The sequence below is a fragment of the Halomonas sp. QHL1 genome, from assembly GCF_001882345.1.
Classification (GTDB): domain Bacteria; phylum Pseudomonadota; class Gammaproteobacteria; order Pseudomonadales; family Halomonadaceae; genus Vreelandella.
This window is the reverse complement of record NZ_MINL01000001.1, coordinates 1,020,789-1,046,269: the sequence shown is the minus strand read 5'-3', so window position 1 is coordinate 1,046,269 and position 25,481 is coordinate 1,020,789. Positions and strand designations below refer to the sequence as shown.

Annotated in this window: 23 protein-coding genes; 19 read left to right on the top strand and 4 right to left on the bottom strand. The window is 54.9% G+C overall.

Annotated elements, in window-relative coordinates; all coding sequences use genetic code 11:
- Nucleotides 1-5: 5 nt before the first annotated feature.
- The gene (locus tag QHL1GM_RS04770) at nt 6-896 is read right to left on the bottom strand and encodes a LysR family transcriptional regulator (RefSeq protein ID WP_071693445.1); all 891 of its coding nucleotides are present in this window, start codon (nt 894-896) and stop codon (nt 6-8) included.
- Between the two features lie 159 nt (nt 897-1,055).
- On the opposite strand from QHL1GM_RS04770, the gene leuC reads away from it, so the two are divergent.
- The 18 genes from leuC to QHL1GM_RS04680 all read left to right on the top strand — a co-directional run bounded on the left by leuC (nt 1,056) and on the right by QHL1GM_RS04680 (nt 20,931).
- The gene (leuC, locus tag QHL1GM_RS04765; protein ID WP_071693444.1) at nt 1,056-2,507 is read left to right on the top strand and encodes a 3-isopropylmalate dehydratase large subunit; all 1,452 of its coding nucleotides are present in this window, start codon (nt 1,056-1,058) and stop codon (nt 2,505-2,507) included.
- A 3-nt stretch (nt 2,508-2,510) separates the two neighbouring features.
- Nucleotides 2,511-3,158 (top strand): 3-isopropylmalate dehydratase small subunit, encoded by a 648-nt coding sequence (gene leuD / locus QHL1GM_RS04760; RefSeq protein ID WP_071693443.1) that lies wholly within the window; start codon nt 2,511-2,513, stop codon nt 3,156-3,158.
- 35 nt (nt 3,159-3,193) lie between these two features.
- A complete protein-coding gene (leuB, locus tag QHL1GM_RS04755) occupies nt 3,194-4,273 on the top strand; it encodes a 3-isopropylmalate dehydrogenase (RefSeq protein ID WP_071693442.1) in 1,080 nt (359 codons plus the stop codon).
- A gap of 72 nt (nt 4,274-4,345) precedes the next feature.
- Nucleotides 4,346-5,458 carry an aspartate-semialdehyde dehydrogenase gene (gene asd / locus QHL1GM_RS04750; protein ID WP_071693441.1) on the top strand — a complete coding sequence of 371 codons (1,113 nt, stop codon included), beginning with the start codon at nt 4,346-4,348 and terminating at the stop codon, nt 5,456-5,458.
- A 182-nt stretch (nt 5,459-5,640) separates the two neighbouring features.
- Nucleotides 5,641-7,716, top strand: coding sequence for a FimV family protein (locus QHL1GM_RS04745; RefSeq protein WP_071693440.1), 2,076 nt, complete (start codon nt 5,641-5,643; stop codon nt 7,714-7,716).
- A 9-nt stretch (nt 7,717-7,725) separates the two neighbouring features.
- Nucleotides 7,726-8,664 (top strand): tRNA pseudouridine(38-40) synthase TruA, encoded by a 939-nt coding sequence (truA, locus tag QHL1GM_RS04740; RefSeq protein ID WP_071693439.1) that lies wholly within the window; start codon nt 7,726-7,728, stop codon nt 8,662-8,664.
- Nucleotides 8,661-9,299, top strand: a complete 639-nt coding sequence (locus QHL1GM_RS04735) for a phosphoribosylanthranilate isomerase (protein ID WP_071693438.1) — start codon at nt 8,661-8,663, stop codon at nt 9,297-9,299. The genes truA and QHL1GM_RS04735 overlap by 4 nt, the downstream gene beginning before the upstream one ends.
- Before the next feature lie 190 nt (nt 9,300-9,489).
- Nucleotides 9,490-10,677, top strand: a complete 1,188-nt coding sequence (gene trpB, locus QHL1GM_RS04730; RefSeq protein ID WP_171051224.1) for a tryptophan synthase subunit beta — start codon at nt 9,490-9,492, stop codon at nt 10,675-10,677.
- Between the two features lie 23 nt (nt 10,678-10,700).
- Nucleotides 10,701-11,504: a tryptophan synthase subunit alpha gene (trpA, locus tag QHL1GM_RS04725; RefSeq protein ID WP_071693436.1), complete on the top strand. Its 804-nt coding sequence runs from the start codon at nt 10,701-10,703 to the stop codon at nt 11,502-11,504.
- 97 nt (nt 11,505-11,601) lie between these two features.
- Entirely contained in the window at nt 11,602-12,621 is a 1,020-nt protein-coding gene (gene accD / locus QHL1GM_RS04720; protein WP_071693435.1) for an acetyl-CoA carboxylase, carboxyltransferase subunit beta, read from the top strand.
- Nucleotides 12,614-13,957 carry a bifunctional tetrahydrofolate synthase/dihydrofolate synthase gene (gene folC / locus QHL1GM_RS04715; RefSeq protein WP_071695916.1) on the top strand — a complete coding sequence of 448 codons (1,344 nt, stop codon included), beginning with the start codon at nt 12,614-12,616 and terminating at the stop codon, nt 13,955-13,957. Before accD ends, folC begins: the two co-directional genes overlap by 8 nt.
- Complete coding sequence (locus QHL1GM_RS04710) at nt 13,944-14,657, top strand: SPOR domain-containing protein (protein WP_071693434.1); 714 nt, start codon at nt 13,944-13,946, stop codon at nt 14,655-14,657. Before folC ends, QHL1GM_RS04710 begins: the two co-directional genes overlap by 14 nt.
- A gap of 3 nt (nt 14,658-14,660) precedes the next feature.
- Nucleotides 14,661-15,236 (top strand): CvpA family protein, encoded by a 576-nt coding sequence (locus QHL1GM_RS04705; protein ID WP_071693433.1) that lies wholly within the window; start codon nt 14,661-14,663, stop codon nt 15,234-15,236.
- A gap of 87 nt (nt 15,237-15,323) precedes the next feature.
- Entirely contained in the window at nt 15,324-16,844 is a 1,521-nt protein-coding gene (purF, locus tag QHL1GM_RS04700) for an amidophosphoribosyltransferase (protein ID WP_009286952.1), read from the top strand.
- A 12-nt stretch (nt 16,845-16,856) separates the two neighbouring features.
- A complete protein-coding gene (locus QHL1GM_RS04695) occupies nt 16,857-18,071 on the top strand; it encodes an O-succinylhomoserine sulfhydrylase (RefSeq protein ID WP_071693432.1) in 1,215 nt (404 codons plus the stop codon).
- Nucleotides 18,072-18,254: 183 nt separating this feature from the next.
- A complete protein-coding gene (locus QHL1GM_RS04690) occupies nt 18,255-18,827 on the top strand; it encodes a cytochrome b (protein WP_071693431.1) in 573 nt (190 codons plus the stop codon).
- 92 nt (nt 18,828-18,919) lie between these two features.
- On the top strand, nt 18,920-19,504 hold the full coding sequence (locus tag QHL1GM_RS04685) for a YceI family protein (protein WP_071693430.1): 585 nt from the start codon (nt 18,920-18,922) through the stop codon (nt 19,502-19,504).
- Nucleotides 19,505-19,584: 80 nt separating this feature from the next.
- Entirely contained in the window at nt 19,585-20,931 is a 1,347-nt protein-coding gene (locus QHL1GM_RS04680; protein WP_083570973.1) for an MATE family efflux transporter, read from the top strand.
- Here the strand turns inward: QHL1GM_RS04680 and QHL1GM_RS04675 are convergent.
- The 3 genes from QHL1GM_RS04675 to QHL1GM_RS04665 form a co-directional block, all read right to left on the bottom strand.
- Entirely contained in the window at nt 20,928-22,412 is a 1,485-nt protein-coding gene (locus QHL1GM_RS04675) for a uracil permease (protein WP_071693429.1), read from the bottom strand. The two genes, QHL1GM_RS04680 and QHL1GM_RS04675, sit on opposite strands and share 4 nt — an antisense overlap.
- 137 nt (nt 22,413-22,549) lie before the next feature.
- A complete protein-coding gene (locus QHL1GM_RS04670; protein ID WP_071693428.1) occupies nt 22,550-23,740 on the bottom strand; it encodes an amino acid aminotransferase in 1,191 nt (396 codons plus the stop codon).
- A complete protein-coding gene (locus QHL1GM_RS04665; protein ID WP_071693427.1) occupies nt 23,741-24,079 on the bottom strand; it encodes a 4a-hydroxytetrahydrobiopterin dehydratase in 339 nt (112 codons plus the stop codon).
- Between the two features lie 219 nt (nt 24,080-24,298).
- Here QHL1GM_RS04665 and cobA point away from each other — a divergent pair, with 219 nt between their 5' ends.
- On the top strand, nt 24,299-25,120 hold the full coding sequence (cobA, locus tag QHL1GM_RS04660) for a uroporphyrinogen-III C-methyltransferase (protein WP_071693426.1): 822 nt from the start codon (nt 24,299-24,301) through the stop codon (nt 25,118-25,120).
- The last annotated feature ends 361 nt before the right edge of the window (nt 25,121-25,481 follow it).

The window sequence follows — 25,481 nt, the reverse complement described above, 5'->3', positions numbered from 1 at the left end:
GACTCTTAATGCTGCCGGGCGGCTTCAAGCTGCTCAATCATCCTGCGTGCTGCATTAGAAAGTGTTCGGTTGGTATGCACTAAATACCCTAACGGGCGGTGGATGGGGGCAGTGTCTACTTCAAGCTCCACTAGCTCGCTGTCGATCATTTTTTCCGGCAGCAGGCTCCAGCCTAATCCTACGCCGCACATCATTTTTAGCGTCTCTAAATAGTTGGTCGCCATACTCACCGGCAGTTTTAGCCCTGCTTCAATGAAGCGCTGCTCAATTAGTGAACCGGTAAAGGTTTTTGCGCCAGGCATAACGCAGTTGAATTCGCACAGATCGGCTAATGACAGTAGGCTTTGAGGGGCCGGGGTTTGGTTGGCAAGCGGGTGGTCAATCGCACAGGTAAAGCAGAGCCGATCACGCCATAGTTCGACCACCTCTAACTGTTCATGAGGGTGGGGAGCGAGAGTTACCACGGCCATTTCCAGAGTGCCATCCAGCACGCCCTGGTAAGCCTGCTCAGAATCCAAAAAATGCAGATCGAGTTCGACTTCCGGATGGCGCTGAGTGTAATGCTTTAATAGCGGTGGTAAGCGGTGCAGGCCAATATGGTGGCTGGTGGCCAGGGTAAGCTTGCCGCCCACTTGGCCAGAAAGATTGGCTAGCGCCCGGCGGCTGTCCTCAACGGTAAATAGAATGCGCCGCGCTTGGGGCATCAGCACATTACCCGCTTCAGTTAACGCAATACGCCGACCAATGCGGTCAAACAGCCGTGCACCTACCTGGGACTCCAAGGTAGCGATGCGTTTGCTAACCGCAGGTTGAGTAAGGTGGAGCTGTTCCGCCGCGCGGGAGAAACTTTGTGTATCAGCGACGGCCAGAAAGGCTTGTAGGCTTTGGGTATCCACTGACGAGTCCTTAAATAGCTATTCCTATTTGGAATCTAATCTATGAATAACATGAATTGCTTTTATGCGCGAGTCGCGTAACACTCATGCTATTGCCATAGTAAGCAGCACGAAGAGGCTGCCATACCGAACTAGCAGGGCACCGCCCAGGAGAGCCACATGTCAGGTCAAACCCTTTACGACAAACTCTGGAATCAGCACTTGGTTAAACAGCGTGACGACGGCACCGCGTTGATCTATATCGACCGCCAGCTGCTTCACGAAGTGACCTCGCCTCAGGCGTTTGAAGGCCTGCGTTTAGCTAATCGTAAGCCGTGGCGTTTGGATGCCAACTTGGCCACGCCTGACCATAACGTGCCGACGACCATTAAGGAACGCGCTGAGGGCAACAGCGGTATTAAAGATCCAGTGTCGCTGATTCAGGTGCAAACCCTGGACGACAACTGCCTTGAGTACGGCATTGAAGAGTTCAAAATCAACGATCCGCGTCAGGGCATCGTGCACGTGGTCGGCCCAGAGCAGGGCGCAACGCTGCCGGGTATGACCGTGGTATGTGGCGACTCCCATACCGCTACCCACGGTGCTTTTGGCGCCTTGGCCCACGGTATTGGCACGTCAGAAGTCGAGCACGTAATGGCGACCCAGTGTTTGCTGGCGCAAAAAATGAAGAATATGCAGGTGCGCGTCGAAGGCGAGCTGGGCCTGGGCGTGACTGCTAAAGACGTTGTGCTGGCGATCATCGGTAAGATCGGCACCGCTGGCGGCACTGGCTATGCCATTGAATTTGCCGGTAGCGCGATTGCCTCGCTCTCCATGGAAGGGCGCATGACCGTGTGCAACATGGCCATTGAAGCGGGTGCACGGGTAGGTTTGATTGCCGTGGACGACACCACCATTGATTACCTCGCCAAGCGGCCATTTGCGCCTACCGCAGAGCAATGGGAAGCCGCCGTGGCTGACTGGCGCAACCTGATCTCTGATGATGACGCCCAGTTCGATAAAGTTGTTACTTTGCAGGCTGAAGAGATCGAGCCACAGGTGAGCTGGGGTACCAGCCCGGAAATGGTCACCGGTATTTCTGGCCAAGTGCCTGACCCGCTAGCCGCGTTGGATGAAACCGTTCAGCGCAGCCACACCCGTGCCCTAGAGTACATGGGCCTTCACGCTAATCAGAAAATCACCGATATCAAGCTGGATAAAATCTTTATCGGCTCCTGCACCAACTCGCGTATTGAAGACCTACGCGAAGCCGCCAAAGTCGCCAGGGGCAAAAAGGTAGCTGATTCCATCAAGTTGGCCATGGTGGTGCCGGGTTCCGGCTTGGTGAAGCGTCAGGCGGAAGCCGAGGGTTTGGATAAAATCTTTATTGAAGCTGGTTTTGAATGGCGCGAGCCGGGCTGCTCCATGTGTCTGGCCATGAACGCGGATAAACTGGGTGCCGGTGAACACTGTGCTTCTACTTCTAACCGCAACTTTGAAGGGCGCCAGGGCTACGGTGGCCGCACGCACCTGGTCAGCCCGGCCATGGCAGCGGCCGCGGCGATTGCCGGTCACTTTGTTGACGTACGCAGCTTGCCCGCCAACGACGCCACTCACGCTCAGGAGGCCTAAGCCATGAAAAAATTTGAACGTTTTGAAGGTGCGGTAGCGCCCCTTGACCGCGCCAACGTCGATACCGACTTGATTATCCCCAAGCAGTTTTTGAAGTCGATCAAGCGCACCGGCTTCGGCGTTAACCTGTTTGACGAACTGCGTTACTTGGATGAAGGTCAGCCGGGGCAGGACTGCTCACAGCGCCCGTTGAACCCTGATTTTGTCTTGAATCAGCCGCGCTACACAGGCGCGGAAGTGTTGCTGGCGCGGCGCAACTTTGGCTGCGGCAGCTCTCGCGAGCACGCGCCTTGGGCGCTGGAAGATTTCGGTTTCAAGGTAGTGATTGCACCCAGCTTTGCCGATATCTTCTACAACAACTCGTTTAAAAACGGCATTTTGCTGATCACCTTTCCAGAAGATGTGGTCGATCGCCTGTTTGCCGAGGTGGACGCTAACGAAGGCTACCAGTTGGAGGTGGATTTAGAGAATCAGCGCGTCATTACCCCCAGCGGCGAGATTTTAGAGTTTGAAGTGGATGAGTTCCGCAAGCACTGCCTGCTGGAAGGATTGGACGACATCGGCCTGACGCTAAAAGACGAAGACGCCATTCGTGCTTTTGAGCAGAAACATAAAGCCGCACGCCCCTGGCTGTTTCGTCAGTCTGCTTAAGCCAGTCTTCAATAATTAAATGCTAAGGAAGTTGCATGACTCATAAGGTTTTATTGTTGCCGGGTGATGGTATTGGCCCCGAGATTGCTGCGCAGGCGGCACGCTTGTTAAAAGCTTGCCAAGAAGCGGGCTTGGATATTGAAGTAGAAGAGGGCTTGGTGGGCGGCTCTGCTTATGATGTCCATGGCGAGCCGCTACCCGCAGAAACCCTGGAAAAAGCCAAAGCAGCCAGTGCGATTTTGTTGGGTGCCGTGGGCGGCCCCAAGTGGGACAAAATCGAAGACCTTTCCAAACGTCCCGAAAAAGGGCTGCTGGGGCTGCGCAAAAATCTTGGATTATTCGGCAATCTGCGCCCGGCAATGCTCTATCCGCAGTTGGCCAGCGCCTCCAGCCTCAAGCCTGAGCTAGTTGCCGGGCTGGATATTATGATTGTTCGCGAGCTCACCGGCGGCATCTACTTCGGCCAGCCCCGCGGCATTGAAGTACGCAACGGAGAACGGGTCGGCTTTAACACCTATATCTATTCTGAAAGCGAAATTGAGCGCATTGGTCGTGTCGCATTCGAGATGGCCCAGAAGCGCGGCAAGAAGCTCTGCTCGGTGGACAAAGCCAACGTGCTGGAAGTCACCATTTTGTGGCGGGAAGTGATGGAGCGCTTAGCGCCGGAATACCCGGACGTTGAGCTGTCCCATATGTACGTCGATAACGCCGCCATGCAACTGGTGCGCGCCCCCAAGCAGTTTGACGTGGTGGTGACTGGCAATATGTTTGGCGATATTCTGTCGGATGCTGCCGCTATGCTGACCGGCTCCATCGGTATGCTGCCTTCAGCGTCGCTAAACGAAAGCGGGCAGGGCATGTACGAGCCATGCCACGGCAGCGCGCCTGATATTGCCGGTCAAAACGTGGCTAACCCGCTGGCCATGATGCTTTCAGTGGCCATGATGCTGCGCTACTCACTGAGTGAGAATGCCATGGCAGAGCGCATTGAAGCCGCTGTCGGTAGCGTGCTGGATGATGGTCTCCGCACCGCGGATATCGCATCAAAAGGTATGCAAACCATCGGCACCGATGCCATGGGCGATGCGGTATTGGCAGCGTTTGCTAAACAGTAAAAGTGGCTTCAAAAAATCAGCGTAAAGAATTGTGTATAATACCAAGACTCATTCTTTGCAGGAGGACTTCATATGTTGAAAGTCGGTTTCGTGGGATGGCGCGGCATGGTGGGTTCAGTGCTGATGCAGCGCATGCAGGAAGATGGTGATTTCAACGGCATTGAGCCGGTATTCTTCACCACCTCCCAGGTTGGCCGGCCCGGCCCCGACATCGGTGTAGACGTGCCTCCGCTGAAAGATGCCTTTGATATTGAAGCGCTCAAAGCGTTGGATGTTGTTGTCACCTGTCAGGGCGGTGACTACACCAAGCCCGTCTATAAAGATCTTCGCAATGCAGGCTGGAAAGGCTACTGGATTGACGCCGCTAGCACGCTGCGCATGGAAGATGAAGCGACTATCGTGCTAGACCCGGTCAACCGCAAGGTCATCGACGACCAGCTAGCCAAGGGTGCCAAAACCTTTGTGGGCGGCAACTGCACCGTGAGCCTAATGCTGATGGGCTTGGGCGGTCTGTTTGAAGCCGATATGGTCGAGTGGATGACCTCCATGACCTATCAGGCGGCTTCTGGTTCGGGCGCTAAACACATGCGCGAGTTGCTCAACCAAATGGGTCAACTGCGTGACAGCGTCGGTGAAGAGCTAAAAGATACCTCAAGCGCGATTCTGGATATCGACCGCAAAGTAACGGCGGCTATGCGCAGCGGTGACTTCCCGACCGATAACTTTGCCGCGCCGTTGGCGGGTAGCCTGCTGCCGTGGATCGATACCAAGCTGGACAACGGCCAGAGCCGCGAAGAGTGGAAGGGCAGCGTTGAGACCAACAAGATTCTTGGCCTCGACAACAACCCGATCCCCATCGATGGCCTGTGTGTGCGTATCGGCGCGATGCGCTCGCACAGCCAAGCGTTCACTATCAAGCTGAAACACGATGTGCCGCTGGATGAGATCGAAGATCGCATCGCCAAGCACAACGAGTGGGTCAAACTGATTCCTAACGATAAAGACGCCACCATTGCTGGTTTAACGCCTGCGGCTGCCACTGGCACGCTGCAAGTGCCGGTTGGCCGCCTGCGTAAGATGCAAATGGGCGGTGAATACCTCTCTGCATTTAGCGTGGGTGACCAGCTGCTGTGGGGCGCCGCAGAGCCGCTTAAGCGTATGCTGAAGATTCTGCGCGAACAGTAATTGTTGGTGGTTGTACGCCAGTCGAAAACGGGAAGCTGTTCGCAGCTTCCCGTTTTTTTGCGCGGCTAGTACTCACTGTAGTGGGAATAACGACGCTATTTCGTTAAGTTATGATAAAACAGACGTAATACAATAATCTGGCATCAAATAGTTAAAAGTAAGTAGGCGATCAGGGATCACTCATGAAAAAAACACTGACATGGATTACCTGGCTCTCGTTGAGTGCAGTGAGTCCTATAGCGCTCGCCGTTGGCTTGGGGCAGGCGAGTGTCAGCTCATACCTGGATGCGCCTTTAGATGCTTCGATCCCTCTGCTCGAAAGCAGTGATTACGCCCTCGACGATATTCGTGTCAGCGTTGCCGAGCAGTCAGCGTTTGCCTCAGCAGGCCTTGAATGGACGCCATTAGCAGCCAGCGTGCGCGTCCAGGTTCAAGAGCAGCAGGGACGCCGCCAAGTTAGCTTGAGCTCTGAGCAGCCGATGGTGGAGCCTTGGCTGGAGCTGTTATTAACTATCGAGTATCCCGGCGGCCAGCAATCACGCGATGTGACCCTGCTGTTTGATCCCCAGGGCTATTCTCAACAAGGCTATTCTCAGCCGACTTCTCCTCAACAGGCCCAGGCTCAAACCGCCGCTGCCCCTACCGCAGTTGATGAACCCCGGCCCGCGGTGCCGCCTAGTGTTAGCGAGCGCGACAATGGCAGCAGTGCTTACGTAGGCAGTGGCGATACGCTATGGGGCGTTGCCGAGCGTATTAAGCCCGACGAGGTGAGCGTACAGCAGATGATGGTCGCGCTGCTGGAGGCCAATCCTGACGTTTTTTCATCAGGCAATATAAATGACATGCGTGCAGGGCAAAGGCTACGCGTACCTGGCGCTGAACGCATTCAGGCGCGGTCTCACGACGATGCCGACGCTGCGATCAAAGCCATGAATGACGCTTGGCGGAATCGTCGCAATGGCTCATTGCAAACAGTGGCGCTACCGGAGGTTGAAGCCTCCGTGCCTGTTTCTGATACCTCCATTGCCGCCGCCCAAGCGCTGCAGGCTAACGAATCAAGCAATCCTGATAGCGCGCTCGCCGCTGGCGGTTCAGAAGCAGTCGAGCAAGCCGCGATTGAAGAGGGTGTCGATGAGCCTGAAGCGTTAACCCGTGCAGAGCTGACCGAGCAACTACGCCTAAGCCAAGCGACGCTTCAGCAGGTGCTTGAAGAGCGTGAGTTGATGCGCGCAGAACTTAACGAGCTGCGTGGCGAAGTTGCCTCGCTGACCCAGGCGCTAAGCGATGCGTTGACTGCTCAAGAGCAAACTCCAGCACCACGCGTTGCGAGCATGGATGAAACGGATAGCCCAGCTATGGCTGCCTTAATTGAGCGCTACCAGTGGCCTTTAGCGTTGGCTGCCATTGCACTGCTGTTAGCGCTTTTGGTATGGCTACGTAAGCGCCGTGAAGAGACGTGGGAAGATGTCCCGCTTACTGAACCGGTCGTTAGGCCAACGGTTTCGCCTAGCGCAGCGCCCAAGGCAACGCCTATGCCGGAGGCTGTTCCCGTCACTTACCCAGCGCATCCCAATGAGGGTGACGTTGAAAAGCCACATAACGACAGCGGCCAATCGACAGCGCCTCAAAACGAGTCGGAACTTGAGCTCGATCCCGAATTAGAACCCCAGGCTGAGAGCGATGCGCCTAGCACTAACCCCGCCCCAGTAGATACCGATCAGTGGCTAGTCGACGATCAAGGGCAGACGCCATCGCAAGATGAACCTATTCGCTTTGAAAATAGCCAGGCATCGGGACTAGCCGAGCAGGGGCGCCAGCGGCGGCTGGGACTACACGCTGTTTCCAATGACAGTTCTGAAAGTGTCTGTTTAGCACCGCCGCCGAGTTCTATGCCCATGAGCCAACTGCTGGCTTCTCTCGGTGCCGGTGTGCTTGCTACTGAACCTGAGGCTGCTAATGCTCATGTGCAGCAAACCGGCACATCTTCTGAAACAGCAGTGGATCCCGGCCATCGCTTTATCGATTACCACCCGCCGATTTTAAACAGCACTACTAGCAGCGCTTCAAACAGTCAGAGCGGCCTGCGTACCGAAACCCCCATGCAGCCCACGGTGGAGTTCTCCAGTGAGCCCCACGCCGATCCGGTGCCACCGCCGAGACAGCCACGTAGGCCCATTGAAGAAGAGTGGGACATTGAAGAGGTAGCATTCAAGCCCCGAGGCCTGGATAATAGCGATCCTTCAAAATCTTCAAAATGATGTGGCTTGATGACGCTGTTCTATCACTTCGATGAGAAAATTCCGCTTACCGGCCGCTTGGCAATGGGTATCGAGTACGACGGTACCCATTACTGTGGTTTTCAGCGCCTTAAGCACGCCGCATCTGTCCAGGCTTCGTTAGAGGCTGCGCTGTCCAAGGTGGCCAATGAGCCTATTCAGGTGCATGCCAGCGGTCGCACTGATTCGGGTGTGCATGCCACGCGCCAAATCGTGCATTTTGACCCCATCGCGGGGCGTTCTGAAAAAGCGTGGATTTTTGGCGCTAACACCCATTTGCCCCGCGATGTGGCCGTGCGCTGGGTGAAGCCAGTGGGCGATGACTTTCATTCACGCCTATGCGCCTTGGGGCGCCGCTACCGCTACGTGCTGCTGAATCAGATAAGCCGTCCGGTGTTGGAGCGGGCCAATGTGACGTGGTGCCGTGACCCCTTAGACGCCGATGCCATGCACCGGGCCGCCCAGGCGCTGGTAGGCGAGCACGATTTTTCCAGCTTCCGTGCCGCTGGGTGTCAGTCCAAAACCCCCTGGCGGCATATGCACTTTGTGGACGTAAAGCGCTACGGCCAGTTGGTCATGATCGATATTCAAGGCAACGCGTTCTTGCACCACATGATTCGTAACATTGCCGGGGCGCTGGTGAGCGTCGGACGCGGTGCCCAGGATGAAGCTTATATTGGTGAACTCTTGGCGCTTAAAAACCGTCGTAAAGGGGATGTGACGGCACCCGCGTGCGGGCTGCATTTTGTCGATTCGGTTTACGATGAGCGCTTTGATTTGCCTAAAGAGCCGCTGGGGCCGCATCTGCTCTCGTTTACCGGAGAGTGGACGGGAGAGCGCGAGCTTCCTGATACGCCCCGGGTGGCCTATCGGCGCAATCGCTCGCTGCGTTACCCGGCAGCTACCCCTGAACAGGAGGCGTCGTCATGAGTACTGCTCCGCCAACCCGCACCCGCATCAAGTTCTGTGGTTTTACGCGTGGTGAGGATATTGACTGCGCCGTGGCGCTGGGCGTGGACGCCTTGGGTTTCGTCATGTGGCCAAAAAGTGCGCGCAGCGTGAGCGTCGAACAACTGGCGGCGCTCTCTGCCCGCGTGCCCGCCTTTGTGACCCGCGTGGGGCTGTTTGTCGACCAGCCTGCAGAGCTCATTGAACAGTGCTTGCCCTATCTCGATATGCTTCAGTTTCATGGCAATGAAACGCCCGATGAGTGCCAGCGCTTTTCGTTACCCTGGATGAAAGCATTGCGCATGCGCGATGAGATAGATCTTGCCCATGAGGCAGAGCGCTATCATCACGCCCAGGCGCTGCTGCTTGACGCCTATCGACCAGGAACACCGGGCGGCACGGGGGAGACCTTTGATTGGTCGAGAATCCCCGCAAATCTTGCAAAACCTGTTATCCTCGCCGGTGGGTTGAGAGCTGATAACATTGCTGATGCTGTGCGTCAGGTAGCGCCTTATGCCGTGGATGTATCCGGCGGTATTGAAGCTTCCCACGGCTGTAAAGATGCTGACAAGATGGCGTCTTTCGTCCGTCACGTGGCGTTAGCCGACATCCGTTAGCGTTCGCCGCATAAGTTTATGTGTGCTTAGTTTGTGTGTAATTTATGCGTATTGCTTATGGGTATTTTATCGAGCTACGTGTTTACGTCGATTCATTTATTGTTTGCCTGTTCTGGCGATCTTGTGAGGTATCCCTGTGACTGTTTCTGCGACGCCTGCACCAAAAACCAAGTTCAGTGATCTGACCCGAATGCCGGATGCCCGCGGTCATTTTGGCCCTTACGGCGGTCGGTTTGTGTCAGAAACCCTGAGCTTTGCGTTGGAAGAGTTGGAGAAAACGTACTTAAGCCTGCGTGATGACCCCGACTTCCAGGCCGAGTTTGACTACGATCTTGCCCACTACGTGGGTCGTCCGTCACCGCTGTACCACGCCAAACGCTGGTCGGCGAGTCTTGGGGGCGCACAGATTTGGTTGAAGCGCGAAGATCTGAATCACACCGGCGCTCACAAGGTAAACAACACCATTGGTCAGGCATTGCTGGCCAAAAAAACCGGTAAGCCACGTATTATCGCGGAAACCGGGGCGGGCCAACATGGTGTCGCCTCGGCGACCGTGGCCGCTCGCCTAGGGCTTGAGTGCGACGTGTATATGGGGGCTGAAGATGTTCAGCGCCAAAAGCTGAACGTTTACCGTATGCGCCTATTGGGCGCACGGGTCATCCCGGTAGAGTCCGGTACCCGCACCCTCAAAGACGCCATGAACGAAGCACTGCGTGACTGGGTCACCAACGTTGATAACACTTTCTATATCATCGGTACCGTGGCGGGCCCGCACCCTTATCCGCTGCTGGTGCGCGATTTCAACGCGGTGGTAGGGCGTGAGGCGCGCCGCCAGTCGCTGGAGCAAATCGGCCGTCTACCTGACGCACTGATTGCCTGTGTTGGCGGTGGCTCTAACGCCTTGGGTCTGTTCTACCCCTTTGTGGAAGATGACGACGTGGCCATGTACGGCGTTGAGGCCGGTGGCGATGGCGTTGAAACCGGCCGCCACGCGGCACCGCTGGCATCCAATGCGCCGCGCGGCGTGCTCCACGGTAACCGCACCTACTTGATGTCAGACGAAGCTGGACAGGTTTCGGATACGCACTCCATTTCAGCCGGCCTGGATTATCCGGGCGTGGGCCCTGAGCACGCGCTCTGGAAAGACGTAGGGCGGGTCTCCTATGTGGCGGCTAACGATAAAGAAGTGCTCGAAGCGTTTCGCGAGCTGACGCATATGGAAGGTATTATGCCTGCCCTTGAGTCAGCCCATGCGCTGGCCCATGCCAAGGTATTGGCGCCTACCATGCGTCCTGACCAGCATATCGTGGTTAACCTCTCCGGACGTGGCGACAAAGACATCATGACCGTTGCAAAGATTGATGGCATCGAATTTTAAGGTCAGCTTTTTTAAGGGCGAGCATGAACCGTATTGATCAGCGTTTCAGTGAACTTAAGCAGCAGGGCCGCAAGGCCTTGATCCCTTACATCACCGCAGGGGATCCAGCGCCGCAGTACACCGTGGGCTTTATGCATGCACTGGTGGAAGCAGGCGCCGATGTGATTGAGCTAGGCGTGCCTTTTTCCGACCCCATGGCGGATGGTCCGGTCATTCAAAAAGCCTGTGAGCGTGCGTTAAAGCAAGGCACACGGCTGGTCGACCTTATGCAGATGGTTAAAGAGTTCCGCCAAACCGATACTACGACCCCGGTTGTGCTGATGGGCTACTTGAATCCCATTGAGCGCATTGGCTACGAAAACTTTGCCGATCAAGCTGCCAGCGTGGGCGTCGACGGTGTACTGATTGTCGATATGCCGCCTGAAGAGGCCGAGGAGATAGGGCCGCTGCTAAAATCGCGTGATTTAGCGGCGATTTTTCTCGTTGCGCCTACCACTTCTAACGAGCGTGCCGCTACAATATGCGCCCATGGCGAGGGCTACCTCTACTACGTTTCGCTGAAAGGCGTGACCGGTGCCGCCACCCTGAACGCAGGCGATGTGGCCGAGCACTTGGCGCCGCTGCGGGGGATGACCGATTTGCCGCTATGTGTTGGTTTCGGTATCCGCGATGGTGTGACGGCCGCTGAAGTAGCTAAAGTCGCCGATGGTGTGATTGTAGGCAGTGCTTTGGTTAATCGCATCGCTGAAAGTGTCGATGCGCCAGAAACCATTGCGGGCCAATTGAAAAGTGTATTAGCAGAGATGCGTACGGCGATGGATGCCTAAGGCAAAATGCTTTATCGCCTATAATACTGATTAGATTCACGACACTCATCAAGCCTGGTTTTGCCAGGCGTTGACGTATAACGGAAGCCTTTTTGATATGAGCTGGTTAGACAAGATCGTACCCTCCATGGGTCGCATCCAGCGTAAAGACCGTCGCGCTAGCGTGCCCGACGGCCTCTGGCGTAAATGTCCCAAGTGCGAAGCGGTTCTCTACCTCCCGGAGCTAGAGAAACATAACAGCGTATGCCCTAAGTGCGATCACCATCTGCGCTTGACGGCACGCAAACGCTTGGACTGGTTCTTGGATAAAGCAGGACGCGAAGAGATCGCGGCGGAAATAGAACCCAATGATCGGTTGAAGTTCCGTGACTCTAAAAAATACAAAGACCGCCTGACCGCAGCGCAAAAAGATACCGGCGAAAAAGATGCGCTGGTATCTATGCGCGGTGAGCTGGATGGTCTGCCGGTGGTTGCCGTTGCCTTTGAGTTCACCTTTATGGGCGGCTCAATGGGGGCGGTGGTCGGCGAGAAATTTGTTCGTGCTGCTACCCTGGCGCTGGAAGAGAACATCCCGCTGGTGTGCTTTGCTGCCTCCGGTGGTGCACGTATGCAGGAAGCACTCTTCTCGTTGATGCAGATGGCCAAAACATCTGCCGCGCTTGAAAAGCTCAAACAAGCGGGTGTGCCGTATATTTCGGTGCTTACGGATCCCGTCTTTGGCGGTGTTTCAGCCTCGTTAGCGATGCTGGGTGATTTGAATATTGCCGAACCCAATGCCTTGATTGGTTTCGCCGGCCCGCGGGTTATCGAGCAAACGGTGCGTGAAACCTTGCCAGAAGGGTTCCAGCGCAGCGAGTTTTTGCTTGAGCACGGTACCGTCGACATGATCGTCCATCGCCATGAAATGCGTGCCCGCGTGGGGAGCGTGCTGCGTAAGTTAACGCATCATGAAGCGACGCCGGTGAGTTCGATAAACCCAGATGATGCCGACGTTGTTGAACCGATTTTCGAAGAAGCTACCTTAGCGGACACTGCTAACGTCACTTTTGACAAGGTCGAGGAGACGAAGAAGGACACTGCTTCCGCTAAGAGTGATGACCATTCACGCAATGCCTGACTCCCTAGCGCCACACTCTATACAGCCACGTTCGCTACAACAGTGGCTGCAGCATTTGGAAACCCTGCACCCGGTCGGGATTGATATGGGCCTGGAGCGGGTTTCCAAAGTGGCAAAACGTATGGGGCTGCTTTCCAATCCCATCGCCCCCTGCGTTATTACGGTGGCAGGTACTAATGGCAAGGGCTCCACCCTTGCCATGATTGATAGCATTGCCCGTGCCCATGGTTGGCGTGTGGGTACCTACACTTCTCCCCATTTATTACGCTATAACGAACGCGTTAACATCGACGGCCAGGAAGCCGACGATCAGCTGCTAGTGCAAGGTTTTGAGCAGGTTGAGCGCGCGCGATTGCAGGGTAGTGAAATTAGCCTGACCTATTTTGAAGCGGGCACACTTTGCGGCCTGTGGTGCATGGCCAATGCAGAGCTGGATCTTGTGGTACTTGAAGTAGGGCTGGGTGGTCGACTTGATGCGGTCAATATTATTGACGCAGATGTGGCCATTGTTACCACTATCGCGCAGGACCACGCTAACTTTTTGGGCACCGATTTAGCTCAGATTGGGCGTGAGAAAGCCGGTATTTTTCGGGCCAATCGACCCACCGTGTTAGGTAGTCAAACCTTACCTTCCAGTGTGGCTGAATGTGCCCAGGTGCTAGCGGCACCTACGTTTAGTTTGGGCCAGCAATTTGCCCATCAGGCTATAGCCGGTGAGGCTTCTCGATGGCGCTGGCAGGGGCTGCATTCAGATGGTCAAAGCGTTGTTATTAACGAGCTGCCTGATCCTGGGCTGCCTATCGATAACGCCGCCACCGCTTTGCAGTCGCTCATGCTTGCCGGGCTTGAGTTAGAAAAGTCCCGTGTGCAAGTAGCGCTCAGTTCGGTGCAGTTGCCAGGGCGGCTGCAATGGATTGGGCCTTGGTGCCTGGATGTGGGGCATAATCCGCATGCCGCCGAGTATGTCGTTCGCCACTTGCCGTCACCGCCGGAAGACGGCCGACAGTGGGGCCTTATCGGCATGTTGAATGATAAGGATATTGACGGTGTCATACAGGCGTTAGCGTCTCGCATTAGTGAATGGGTGTGCGTGTCGCTGAGCGGGGAGCGAGGTTGCCAGGCAAGCGAGTTGTCGCAACGTATTATAGCTCAGGGAGGGCGGGTGCATTTTTGCGCCGATTCGCCGCAAGCAGGCGTCGATTGGCTCGCTAACGTGTTAACGCCCAATGATCGTGTCTTGGCCACCGGGTCGTTCTTTACAGTAGCGGCGCTGTTAGCTCGGCCACTGCCAACAGGCGCTGCGTCGCTTGATGGAGACGGAAATGAAATACGGTAAAACGGAACGCATTAGCGGTATTGTGATTCTACTCGCGCTACTGGCAATCTTTGTGCCGTGGCTAATGAGTGACCCTGCACCTAGAGAAGAGCGTCCCCAGCCGAGCTTTGTGATTGAACAGCCGGTTGAAGTGGAGCGCCGGGACGTCCCCGCACCGGAAAGACCGTCAACCATTGGTGAGCCGTCGTTATCGTCGACTCCCAGTGGAGAGGGTGACGGCGGCGAGATACCTATTGACGTCGATCCGCGGCTGCCGGAAACCGATCAAATCGAAGCTTCTAATCAGTCACCTTCCAGTTCAGAAGCCCCGGCAACCCCTAATAGCGATCCTATCGCTGATTTAATTGCCAGCAATAGTAGCAGCGTTCAAAGCAGCGCTGAAGGCTCGGCACAAAGCGAGTCGCAAAGTTCATCGCAAGGTTCGTCGCAAAGTTCGTCATCTAGCGCATCCAGCCCGCCGGCGAGCGCTCAGGGTGAGTGGGCAGTGCAAGTCGGCAGTTTCGGAGAGCCAGCAAACGCGCAGCGCCTTAGCGAACAGCTTTCGGGAGAAGGTTTTACTGTTTATCAGCGTGAGCGCGATAACGATATGACCACCGTCTTTGTGGGCCCGTATGCCACTTCTGAGGAGGGTGAGTCCGCTATGTCCTCGATTAAAGAGCGAGCTAATGTGCAGGGCCTTCTTGTTCGGGTAAGAGACTAACCCATGGCGTTAACTTGGATTGATGCGGTGTTCTTGGCCGTATTGGCACTGTCGATGCTAGCCGGTTTCGTAAGAGGATTTGTTCGCGAAGCGTTGGGTTTGGCCGCTTGGGTGGTTGCTTTAATGGTTGCCCGAGTGCTCGCCGAGCCGGTGGCCGAACTGATGAGCGGGTTTATCGATAGCTTTGATGCCCGCTTGGTACTCGCTTTTATACTGGTGATTTTTGCCGTTATTTTGCTCTGCGGCATAGTGATTCGCCTGGTGCATGCGGCGATTGAATGGGTGGGCATGGGGCTTTTGAACCGCGTGGCGGGGGCCGCTTTTGGTGTTGCCCGCGGGGCGGTGATTCTGCTTATTGCTACCGTGCTGATTACGCTCACACCGCTGGCGGAGCTGCAGGCGTGGCAACAAGCCGAGCTGCGCCCGACCTTTATTCAGCTGCGCGATTGGGCGGTGAGCCAGTTAGATCAGTGGGATCGCGAGCTGCCTGAGGCGCCATCGTCGCTGCGCGACATCTCTCTACCTGAACTGCGACTGCCCGGTGCGGCGGAGCGTGAGGTTATCCCGACAGGTGATTGACCTGTTACTGAAGTTGATTCTACGAACGTTCGGGTTTGCCTAGGTATGTGACTTAGGTAAGCCATGGCATTAAGCGAGGTAACGTGAATGTGCGGTATAGTGGGCCTTCTGGGCAAGCAGGCGGTAAATCAGGGAATCTATGATGCCCTGACCGTACTTCAGCATCGTGGCCAGGACGCTGCCGGCATGATGACATGGAGCGAGGGACGCTTCCTACTGCGCAAGAGTAACGGCTTGGTACGTGATGTATTTCACACCCGCCATATGGCCCGCCTAAAAGGTAACCTAGGCATTGGTCACGTGCGTTACCCGACGGCAGGCTCTTCAAGTGAAGCCGAGTCACAGCCGTTCTACGTTAACTCTCCTTATGGTATTGCACTGGCGCATAACGGTAACTTGACTAACTCAGAGCAGTTGAAACAAGAGCTGTTCTCGACCGATCTGCGTCATATCAATACCAGCTCAGATTCTGAAGTGCTGCTCAACGTCTTTGCTCACGAGCTGGGCAAGCAGGGTTTGCACCTGGAGGCGGAAGATATCTTCGACGCCGTGCGTCGCGTTCACCGTCGCTGTAAAGGTGGTTATGCCGCTGTCGCGATAATTAACGGCTTCGGCATGGTGGCGTTCCGCGACCCCTTCGGTATTCGCCCTGTGGTGTTTGGTACCCGCGAAGAGGAGAACGGGCAGGCGGTGATGATCGCCTCTGAATCCGTTGCCTTGGATGTGGGTGGTTTTGAGCTTGAGCGCGACCTATCGCCAGGCGAAGCCATCTTTGTCGATATTGAAGGCAATATTCACACCCAGGTATGTGCTGACCGCCCCGAATTACGTTCGTGTATTTTTGAGCATGTTTATCTAGCGCGCCCCGATTCGCTGTTGGACGGCGCCTATGTTTACGGCACCCGGATGCAGATGGGGCGCAAGCTGGGTGACCGCATTCTCAACGAGTGGCCGGATCACGATATCGACGTGGTCATCCCGATCCCTGATACGTCGCGCACCTCCGCCCTTGAAATGGCGCAGCACCTCGGGGTGACCTACCGCGAAGGGTTCATGAAGAACCGCTATATTGGCCGTACCTTTATTATGCCGGGGCAAACCCAGCGTAAAAAATCGGTTCGCCAAAAACTCAATGCTATAGACGTTGAGTTTAAAGGCAAAAATGTCCTGCTGGTGGATGACTCTATTGTGCGCGGCACGACCTGTAAGCAGATCATTCAAATGGCCCGCGATGCCGGAGCACGCAAGGTCTATTTTGCCTCGGCGGCGCCCCCGGTACGTTTCCCCAACGTGTATGGCATCGATATGCCGGCGGCGTCTGAGCTGATTGCTCATGGCCGTAGCGAAGAGGAAGTGGGTGATTTGATTGGCGCTGACCGCATCTTCTATCAAAACCTTGAGGATCTAAAAGCGGCCTGCCGCGAAGTAAATCCTGAAATGGAAGAGTTTGATTGCTCGGTGTTTGACGGCAACTACGTGACCGGCGATATCGACGACGCCTATCTGGCCGCCTTGGAAGCTAGCCGTAATGATTCCGCCAAGGATCAAAGCGCCGGTGACCATGCCCTGGTTGATATGCATAATCAGGACGATGACCTGGACGATTAGGAGAGAAGCCATATGCATGATGACAATCACCAGGAAGACGGTCACCAGGATGCGTGGTCACTAGAGACGCTGGCGATCCGCGCAGGCCATCAGCGTACCTTTGAGCAAGAGCACTCGGAGCCTATTTTCCCGACCTCGAGCTTTGTCTACGAAAGCGCTGCAGAAGCGGCGCGTAAATTCGGTGGGCAGGAGCCGGGCAACGTCTACTCGCGCTTTACCAATCCCACGGTACACACCTTTGAGCGCCGCCTGGCGGCCCTTGAAGGTGGTGAGCGCTGTGTGGGCACCAGCTCGGGTATGTCAGCGATTCTCTCTACCGCGCTGGCGCTACTTTCAGCAGGAGACGAGATTGTTGCCTCCCGGTCGCTGTTTGGCTCGACCGTTAGTCTGTTCGATAAGTACCTGGGTAAATTTGGTATTACCACGCGCTATGTGGAGCTTTCCAACGTTTCAGCCTGGGAGGCGGCGATTACCCCAAAAACCCGGCTACTGTTTGCTGAAACGCCCTCAAATCCGCTGTCAGAAATTGCCGATATTTCGGCCCTGGCAGCGTTGGCAAAGCGCCACGATGCACTATTGGCGATTGATAACTGCTTCCTTACCCCGGCACTCCAGCAACCACTGGCATTAGGCGCTGATTTAGTAATTCACTCGGCGACCAAGTACCTGGATGGTCAAGGCCGAGCAGTCGGTGGCGCCGTGGTAGGTAGCCATGCGCTGCTTGAAGAAGTCTTCGGTGTGGTGCGCACCTGCGGTCCTTGCCTGAGCCCCTTCAACGCGTGGATTTTCACCAAGGGCCTGGAAACCCTGTCGCTGCGTATGAAAGCCCACTGTGAAAACGCCTCGACGCTGGCGCACTGGCTGGACGCTCACCCGGCGGTTGAGCAAGTGTTCTATAGCGGCTTAGAAGATCATCCGCAGCACGCCTTGGCCAAACAGCAGCAAAAGGGCTTTGGCGCAGTATTGGGTTTCGAAGTAAAAGGCGGCCAGGAGGGCGCGTGGCAGGTGATCGACGCGACTCGCATGCTCTCTATCACGGGCAACCTTGGTGATGTTAAAACCACCATTACCCACCCTGCGACCACTACCCATGGCCGTCTTTCAGATGACCAAAAGGCCGCTGCCGGTATTGCGCCTGGGCTAATTCGCGTGGCGGTGGGATTAGAAAGCCAGGAAGACATTCAGCGCGATTTAGCCCTCGGGCTGGATGCATTAGTAGCGCGTTAAAGTGACTCATTGTTTGTCAGAACCGGCCACCTCGTTGGCCGGTTTTTTATACCCGTGAGACAAGCAGTGGTTTTTACGAATGGTGTATTCTGCTTTTTTCAGCGGTTCCTAGCGCTGTTACACGATATGCTTTAATTATTAACGCGTTCGCTAACGGTTAGCGATAAATAAAGGAATAGAGTGATGTGGCGAAATAGTCGCAGCGGTTGGGGTCTGGTCAGTATCCTGTTTCACTGGCTCAGCGCGCTTACCATTATCGGTCTGTTTGCATTGGGCTGGTGGATGACCGACCTGGGCTATTATGACCCTTGGTATAATCAGGGGCCGTGGGTACACCGCTCGATTGGCATGTTGCTGCTGTTTGCCACACTGGCGCGTTTGGTTTGGCGCCTCGTCCAGCCAACGCCCCACGCAGAGGGTAGCCGCTTAGAAACTATTGCGGCCCATTTAGGTCATATCTCTTTGTACGTATTGGTTTTAGTGGTGATGATTAGTGGTTATTTAATTTCCACCGCTAACGGTAGAGGCGTCAGCGTGTTTGGTTGGTTTGAGGTGCCCGCGCTAGTTTATGACCTACCCAATCAAGCCAGTTTGGCAGGCGATATTCATTGGTATGCTGCTTTAGCACTAATGATTTTAGCAGCGGGGCATGCTCTTGCTGCTTTCAAGCACCACTGGTTAGATCGGCATAAAACGTTGGTTCGTATGCTGAATCCTGTGCATAGCCAAACTGGTGATCACAGCGCTACAGAGTAATCGCTTTGGCCGAATTCACTTTTTCTAAACATCGCGAGTAAGATAACTTCCTGCCCGCGGTGCCTATTAAGTAAAGCAAGGAGCAATTCAATATGTTCAAGAAGACAGCATTTGCATCCGCGATTGCCGCCGTAGCGCTGGTACCTTTGAGCCAAGCGCAAGCAGCTGATTATCAAATTGACACCGAAGGCCAACACGCCTTTATCCAATTTAAAATTAATCACCTGGGCTTCTCGTATATTCTGGGTAGTTTTGAAGAGTTTGATGGTCAGTTCTCCTATGATGCAGACGATCTCGATGCATCCTCTGCCGAAATCGAAGTTCAGGTGGATAGCCTGACCAGTAACCACGCAGAGCGTGATCGTCATATCTTGAGCGAAGATTTCCTCAACGCCAGCGAGTTCCCGACCGCTACTTTTACATCAACAGGCTTTGAATCAACGGGTGATGATGAAGGCGTGCTGACGGGTGATCTGACTCTGCATGGCGAAACCCAAGAAATTGAAATGCCGGTAACACTGATGGGTGAAGGCGATGACCCTTGGGGCAACTACCGCGCTGGTTTCGAAGGCAGCACTACGCTGACCCTGGGCGATTACGGAATCGACATGAGCGATTTCCCAGAATCCATGCATGAGCTTGAGCTATACGTCACGTTTGAAGGTATTCGTCAGTAAAGGGTATTCTTAGTTAAGCGCCACCACCCCGCTAGGGGTGGTGGCGTTTTGCGTTTAAGGCGAATAAAAGGAGAGTTGGCTTGGCAATTGTGATGCAGCAACGCGAGTTGGCAATAACCCTATGGCGGCAAACCTGGCCAATGGCCATCGGGGTGTTGGCGTTATTGGGTTTTCAACTTGTTGATAGCGCCTTTATTGCCCGTTTGGGTACTGCGCCGTTGGCCGCGCAATCATTTACCTTTCCTTTGTCGTTTCTGATTATCGGTATTCAAGTGGGGATGGGGATCGCTATTGCCGCGCTTATTTCGCGTGCATTAGGCGCGGGCGAAGAGGCGCGAGCGAGACGCTTAAGCAGTTTGGTGTTAATGGCGGGCGGTGGCGTGATCGGTCTGTTAGCGATCGCTTTATGGCTATTTCATGTGCCCATTTTTCGACTGCTGGGTGCGGATGACACCACACTCTCGTATATCCGTATCTACTGGGGGCCTCAGCTGTTGTCTGCGTGGCTGGGGGCGCTGCTCTATTTTAGCTATAGCGTATTTCGTGCCCACGGGGATACCCGTTTGCCGGGTAAAATGATGGTGTTGAGCAGCCTTGTTAACCTTGTGCTCGACCCCTTGCTAATTTTTGGGGTAGGCGATTGGCAGGGTTGGGGATTGCCCGGCGCTGCCTGGGCAACCGCCATTGCCTTTTCAGTGGGTCTGTTGGTGACTACACGAAAATTACTCAAACGCGAGTGGGCGTCGCAGCAAGGCCTGTGGCTAGAGGCGAAACAGTCGTGGCGGCCTTTCACGGGCATTGCCGCCCCCGCAATGGTCAGCCAACTGATGCCGCCATTGGCGGCGATGCTGGCAATCTCTGTAGTAGCTGGGCTGGGTGAAAGTGAAGTAGCGGCCTGGGGCTTGGCAAGCCGTTTGGAAACGCTTTCCCTGATGGTCATTCTTGCCATGACCATGTCGCTGCCACCGTGGCTAGGACGTTGCTACGGTGCCGGAGATTGGGGCCAGATTCAGCAGCTTATGCGCTTGGCGGTAAAGGTCGCGCTGGTTTGGCAGCTAAGCCTTGGCGTGTTACTGGCTCTGGGAGCTCCCTGGCTAGCCATGGCCTTAGCGGGCAATCCAGAGGTACAAAACGAGCTGACCCTGCTGATTCGCTTTCTGCTGCCTAGCTACGCCGCACTTGGCGTTTGCATGCTGGTGGTTTCGGCGGGGAATGCCCTGGGTTGGCCGCTGCGAGCGATGCTGCTATCCAGTGCACGGCTGTTTATCTGCTATCTGCCCTGCCTCTGGTTGGGCTCGCAGTTCTTCGGTTGGTGGGGCTTGGCGGCGGGCGCCGCTGTGGGCAATCTGCTGGCGGGTTTGATGGCGTGGCAAGTCATGCGGCGTATTCTGTCCCGCCCGCATCGGCAGGCGGGATTCGTCAATTAACCCAGGCGCCTAGCTTCTTGAAAGGAGAAGTAGATAAACAGCAGCGCCATGCCCAGGTAGCCCATCACGAACTCTGGGGCAGCATTGAGTGACAGCTCGGGGGCATGCATCAGCCCGACGAAGGAAAAGCCGGCAGCAATGGCGGCGAAGGCGGCCGCGCGTCGGAACTGGTGATCAATCACCGACACCGTCATAGCGCCCAGCAAAATGGCCATAAACATCGCCCCTTGGCCCATCACCACAATGGCACTGGAAATATCGGTGACGACCTCGCCAGCTCCGCGGTTAAAGCGCGTCATCACGTAATTGGCGAAGTAAGGCAGCATGGCCAGCGCCACGGCAGGGTAGTAGCGCGTGTCGTTGGCTTGAAACGCGGTGGCAATCATCGACATGCCGACAAAAACCAAAATCGGTGCCACCACTGAAACCGGGATAATCGCGGCGAGGGCGGCGATTAAACCGAACATGGTGGCCAGCGCATATACGGCGCCGTTGAGCAGGCTGTAGCCTCGGCCTGCGCCCATCCACTTGGCACCCACGGTGGCAATATAGACCGTGGTCGGGAACACGCCGCCAAACAGTGCGCCAATCATGGTGCCTGCGCCATCGACCGCCTGACACTCGCGCACATCGTACTTATCGCCTGCGGCTTCCATCGCCTCGACGTTGTTCATCGTCTCTATAGCGTTGTAGAGCGTAATCGGCAGTACTACGGTAAGCACTGCAAGCATGCTGGTCAGCAGTAAACCCAGCCCTTCAAACCAGGCTAGGTTGGGAAGTAGTGGATAAAAGCCTAAGTGAGTGAACGCATCGCTAAAGCGCTCGGTACCGGCGTCGCCAATTAAATAGGCCATAGTGGTACCGACGATAATGGCGAATAGCGAGGTGGGGAGTTTAAACGGCATGCTCACTCGTGCGACCAGACCAACAATAATGATCGCTAGCACCAGTAGACCAATAATCGGCATTTCCAGCGTTTTGAACAGCATTTCACCGGCGATAAACGTCAATGCAACACCAGCAACGGCGCCCAGCATGGCAGCACGCGGCAGGTGGTACTGCACCCAGCGGCCAATCACGCTGATGGCGGCTTCGATGGCACCGCTGATAAAGCAGGCGGCGACCGCCACTTTCCAGGCCATCTCTGCATCACCTGTGAGCTGTTTGGCGGGTAGCAGTACGCCGAATAGAAACACAAACATGACCGGCGTTGAGATACCGTAAGAGAGCGCTGTGACATCGGCGCGGTTCTCCTTGCGGGCGAGTCTTGCCGCACTCCACGCATAGTAGAAATTACCGACCATTACCGCTACTGCCGCACCTGGCAGTACTTGCCCATAAACAATGGAGGAGGGGAATCCCATGCCGAGCATGGTAATGGCGATAATAACAAAGTTGGCAATGTTGTTTTGGAACAGGGCGAAGAACGCGTCGGTATCTTCTTTTTTGTACCAGGGGTAGTGGATGCTGGCAGCCGCCATGATAGGCCTCTTGATTATGGTGTGTTGTATACAAGGCAACGCTGAGTGTGCCGAAGTGTTGACTAATCGGTCAAGCGCCCTGCACACAAAAACGCCCAGGAAGGCCTGGGCGTTTAAAGTGCGGTAATGCTTGGCAGTTAGTCGTTGACAGCAGCAATCGCTTTGGCCAAGTAGGGCAGGTTCTCATGGGAGAAGCCTGCTACGTTAGCACGGCCCGAGCGCACCATGTAGATGCCAAACTCATCGCGCAAGCGATCCACCTGTTCCGGCGTCAAGCCTGTGTAGGAGAACATACCTTGCTGCTCAGCTACACAGGCGTACTTCTCGTCCAGGCCATAGGGCTTTAGCGCTTCAACGAAATCGCGACGCAGAGTATTGATGCGATCGCGCATTTCGGTGAGCTCTTCACGCCATAGCTCTGTCAGCTCTGCATCGTGAAGGATCTCGCTGACGATAGCGCCGCCGTGCGCAGGCGGGTTTGAGTAGTTCTCGCGGGCAACGATGGCGACTTGAGAGCGAATGTTGTCCATCTGCTCGCTGTCTTTTGCCACCATGATCAAGCAGCCGGTACGCTCACAATAAATGCCGAAGTTCTTCGAGCAGGAGCTGGTGATGATTGCTTCGTCGAGGTTTTCCGCCAGTAGACGAACGCCGTAAGCGTCCTCGTCCAGGCCTTCACCAAAGCCCTGGTAGGCAAAGTCGATCAGCGGAAGAAGTTTGCGCTCACGGACAATTTCCAACACTTCCTGCCACTGGTCGTGGGAAAGGTCGAAGCCAGTGGGGTTGTGACAGCAGGCGTGGAGAACTACCACATCGCCTTCTGGAATGCTTTTCAGCGCTGCGCGCATACCGTCAAAATCGAGACGGTTGTCGGGATCAACGTAGGGGTACTTGTGCAGCTCAATACCCGCCGCGGTAAAAATACCGTGGTGGTTGGGCCACGTTGGGTCGCTTACCCAGATACCTTTGCCCGGCAGCTGAGAGGAAATAAAGTCGGCTGCTAAGCGCAAGGCGCCGGTGCCGCCCGGCGATTGTGTCGCACTGGCACGGTTGGCTTTTAGTACCGGTGATTGAGCGCCTAGTACCATGGGAAGCACTACTTCGCTATAGCTGGGCGCGCCGTGAGAACCGATATAGGTTTTCGTTGTTTCATTCTTGAGCAGGCGAGCTTCTGCTTCCTTAACGGCGCGCATTACCGGCGTATTGCCTTGGCTATCGCGGTAAACACCAACACCTAAATCCACCTTTTGTGGATTGGTATCTTTTTTGAAAGCTTCGATCAGCCCGAGAATGGCGTCTCCTGGGACTCGCTCAATATGCTCAAACATTTATTCGGCTACCTCGTCGGTTCTGGCGGCAAGAATGAAGTCATTAAGATGCAGGCCTTTAATGGCGTGAGACCACCACGTAACGGTGGCTTTGCCCCACTCAGTCACAATAACAGGGTGATGACCAGCCTGCTCTGCAATATCCCCAACGCTTTGGGTGAACGCCAACGCGCTGGCAAAGTCACGAAATTTAAAGCTGCGCGACAGCTTCATGATGCCATCGTGTTCGACAATCTGCCACTGGCTAAGGCTTTTTAGCAGCTCTTGGGCTTCATCTTTGCTTAGTGGCTGGGCATCTTTGCTGCATGGTTCACAGGTAGAGTCGGCTAGCGTTGTCATCTTTTGGCTCCTTTACTTGGATATTTAATTTAGCAATGAGGGAGTAAGGCAGCGCATACAAGAAATATTATTAATTATATTTTTTTAGCATATAGATATTCTATTTTTATATATATTCGATCGTATTATAAGCAATAGACAAGGTGTTATTGGCATTTAGTGGTAAAATTAATTACTTTTTTGCATATCAAAAACTTTTTTTATTCCTGAGGTGGATTCTTGGAAGCAGGACGAGAGCAAACGTCTCAGCCATATGGCTTGGTAAGTCTAGTGGGCGCGGGCCCTGGCGATCCAGAGCTATTAACGCTAAAAGCCTATAAGCGCCTCCAGTCAGCTGAAGTGGTGCTGTACGACCGTTTGGTTAGCGATGAAATTGTCGCCTTTATACCGGCACAGGCTCAGCGTTTTTATGTTGGCAAAGCACGCTCACTGCATAGCGTTCCCCAAGAGGGCATCAATCAAGCGCTCGTAAGGTGGGCACAGCAGGGTAAGCGTGTCGTGCGCCTAAAAGGCGGTGATCCGTTTATTTTTGGCCGAGGCGGAGAAGAACTTGAGGCGCTAGTAGCGGCAGAAGTGAGCGTGGAAGTCATTCCAGGGGTGACGGCGGCATCCGGTTGTGCCGCGTATGCGGGCATTCCTTTAACCCATCGCGATCATGCCCAATCGGTGCGTTTTGTCACCGGGCATTTGCAGCAGGGTGAGTGCGAGCTTGATTGGGATGCTTTAGCGCGACCTGGGCAAACCTTGGTGTTTTATATGGGGTTAGGCAGCGTTAAGGTGATCAGCCAAGCGCTGGTTAAGCACGGCTTAGCACCAGAAACACCGCTGGCGTTAATTGAACAAGGCACTACCCGCCAACAGCTTACTCATGTAGGTACTTTGTCGGCGCTGCCAGATACTTTCTTGGCGGGCCACATTAAACCGCCTACGCTGCTAATAGTAGGCAGCGTGGTATCACTGCATACCACACTGAATTGGTTTGATGCGCTGAATGGAGAGGCATCTGGTTTTCATGAGGGAAAGCATCCCCCTGCGGGCTAAAATAATAATGGTTCCTGTCTGCCCGGTAACGTAATAGCAACATTTGTACACGATTTTGCAAACAGACTGGCTAGATACAGTGAGCTGTGTATGCTTAAGGGGAGCTCATCCACGGTTAGCGCATTATCCACGTACTTGATAGTCGCGCAGCGGATTATCGTTAGCTTGGGCAAACGTTAGCTTAGACCATAGAGGAACGCATAATGTCGGAAGCAAACCACTCGGATCACCAACCGCCTGCCAAAAAGCCAGAGCCGGCTAAAAAATCGGATATGAAAACCCTCTTTCAAGATAATCGGGTAAAAGCGATTGCCGGTATCGCTGCTATCGCCGTTATTTGGGCGATAATGGCGCAGTCTAA

Coding starts and splice junctions, on each gene's coding strand:
- leuC (WP_071693444.1), top strand. CDS start 1,056: ATGTCAGGTCAAACCCTTTACGACAAACTCTGGAATCAGCACTTGGTT.
- leuD (WP_071693443.1), top strand. CDS start 2,511: ATGAAAAAATTTGAACGTTTTGAAGGTGCGGTAGCGCCCCTTGACCGC.
- leuB (WP_071693442.1), top strand. CDS start 3,194: ATGACTCATAAGGTTTTATTGTTGCCGGGTGATGGTATTGGCCCCGAG.
- asd (WP_071693441.1), top strand. CDS start 4,346: ATGTTGAAAGTCGGTTTCGTGGGATGGCGCGGCATGGTGGGTTCAGTG.
- QHL1GM_RS04745 (WP_071693440.1), top strand. CDS start 5,641: ATGAAAAAAACACTGACATGGATTACCTGGCTCTCGTTGAGTGCAGTG.
- truA (WP_071693439.1), top strand. CDS start 7,726: ATGACGCTGTTCTATCACTTCGATGAGAAAATTCCGCTTACCGGCCGC.
- QHL1GM_RS04735 (WP_071693438.1), top strand. CDS start 8,661: ATGAGTACTGCTCCGCCAACCCGCACCCGCATCAAGTTCTGTGGTTTT.
- trpB (WP_171051224.1), top strand. CDS start 9,490: ATGCCGGATGCCCGCGGTCATTTTGGCCCTTACGGCGGTCGGTTTGTG.
- trpA (WP_071693436.1), top strand. CDS start 10,701: ATGAACCGTATTGATCAGCGTTTCAGTGAACTTAAGCAGCAGGGCCGC.
- accD (WP_071693435.1), top strand. CDS start 11,602: ATGAGCTGGTTAGACAAGATCGTACCCTCCATGGGTCGCATCCAGCGT.
- folC (WP_071695916.1), top strand. CDS start 12,614: ATGCCTGACTCCCTAGCGCCACACTCTATACAGCCACGTTCGCTACAA.
- QHL1GM_RS04710 (WP_071693434.1), top strand. CDS start 13,944: ATGAAATACGGTAAAACGGAACGCATTAGCGGTATTGTGATTCTACTC.
- QHL1GM_RS04705 (WP_071693433.1), top strand. CDS start 14,661: ATGGCGTTAACTTGGATTGATGCGGTGTTCTTGGCCGTATTGGCACTG.
- purF (WP_009286952.1), top strand. CDS start 15,324: ATGTGCGGTATAGTGGGCCTTCTGGGCAAGCAGGCGGTAAATCAGGGA.
- QHL1GM_RS04695 (WP_071693432.1), top strand. CDS start 16,857: ATGCATGATGACAATCACCAGGAAGACGGTCACCAGGATGCGTGGTCA.
- QHL1GM_RS04690 (WP_071693431.1), top strand. CDS start 18,255: ATGTGGCGAAATAGTCGCAGCGGTTGGGGTCTGGTCAGTATCCTGTTT.
- QHL1GM_RS04685 (WP_071693430.1), top strand. CDS start 18,920: ATGTTCAAGAAGACAGCATTTGCATCCGCGATTGCCGCCGTAGCGCTG.
- QHL1GM_RS04675 (WP_071693429.1), bottom strand. CDS start 22,412: ATGGCGGCTGCCAGCATCCACTACCCCTGGTACAAAAAAGAAGATACC.
- QHL1GM_RS04670 (WP_071693428.1), bottom strand. CDS start 23,740: ATGTTTGAGCATATTGAGCGAGTCCCAGGAGACGCCATTCTCGGGCTG.
- QHL1GM_RS04665 (WP_071693427.1), bottom strand. CDS start 24,079: ATGACAACGCTAGCCGACTCTACCTGTGAACCATGCAGCAAAGATGCC.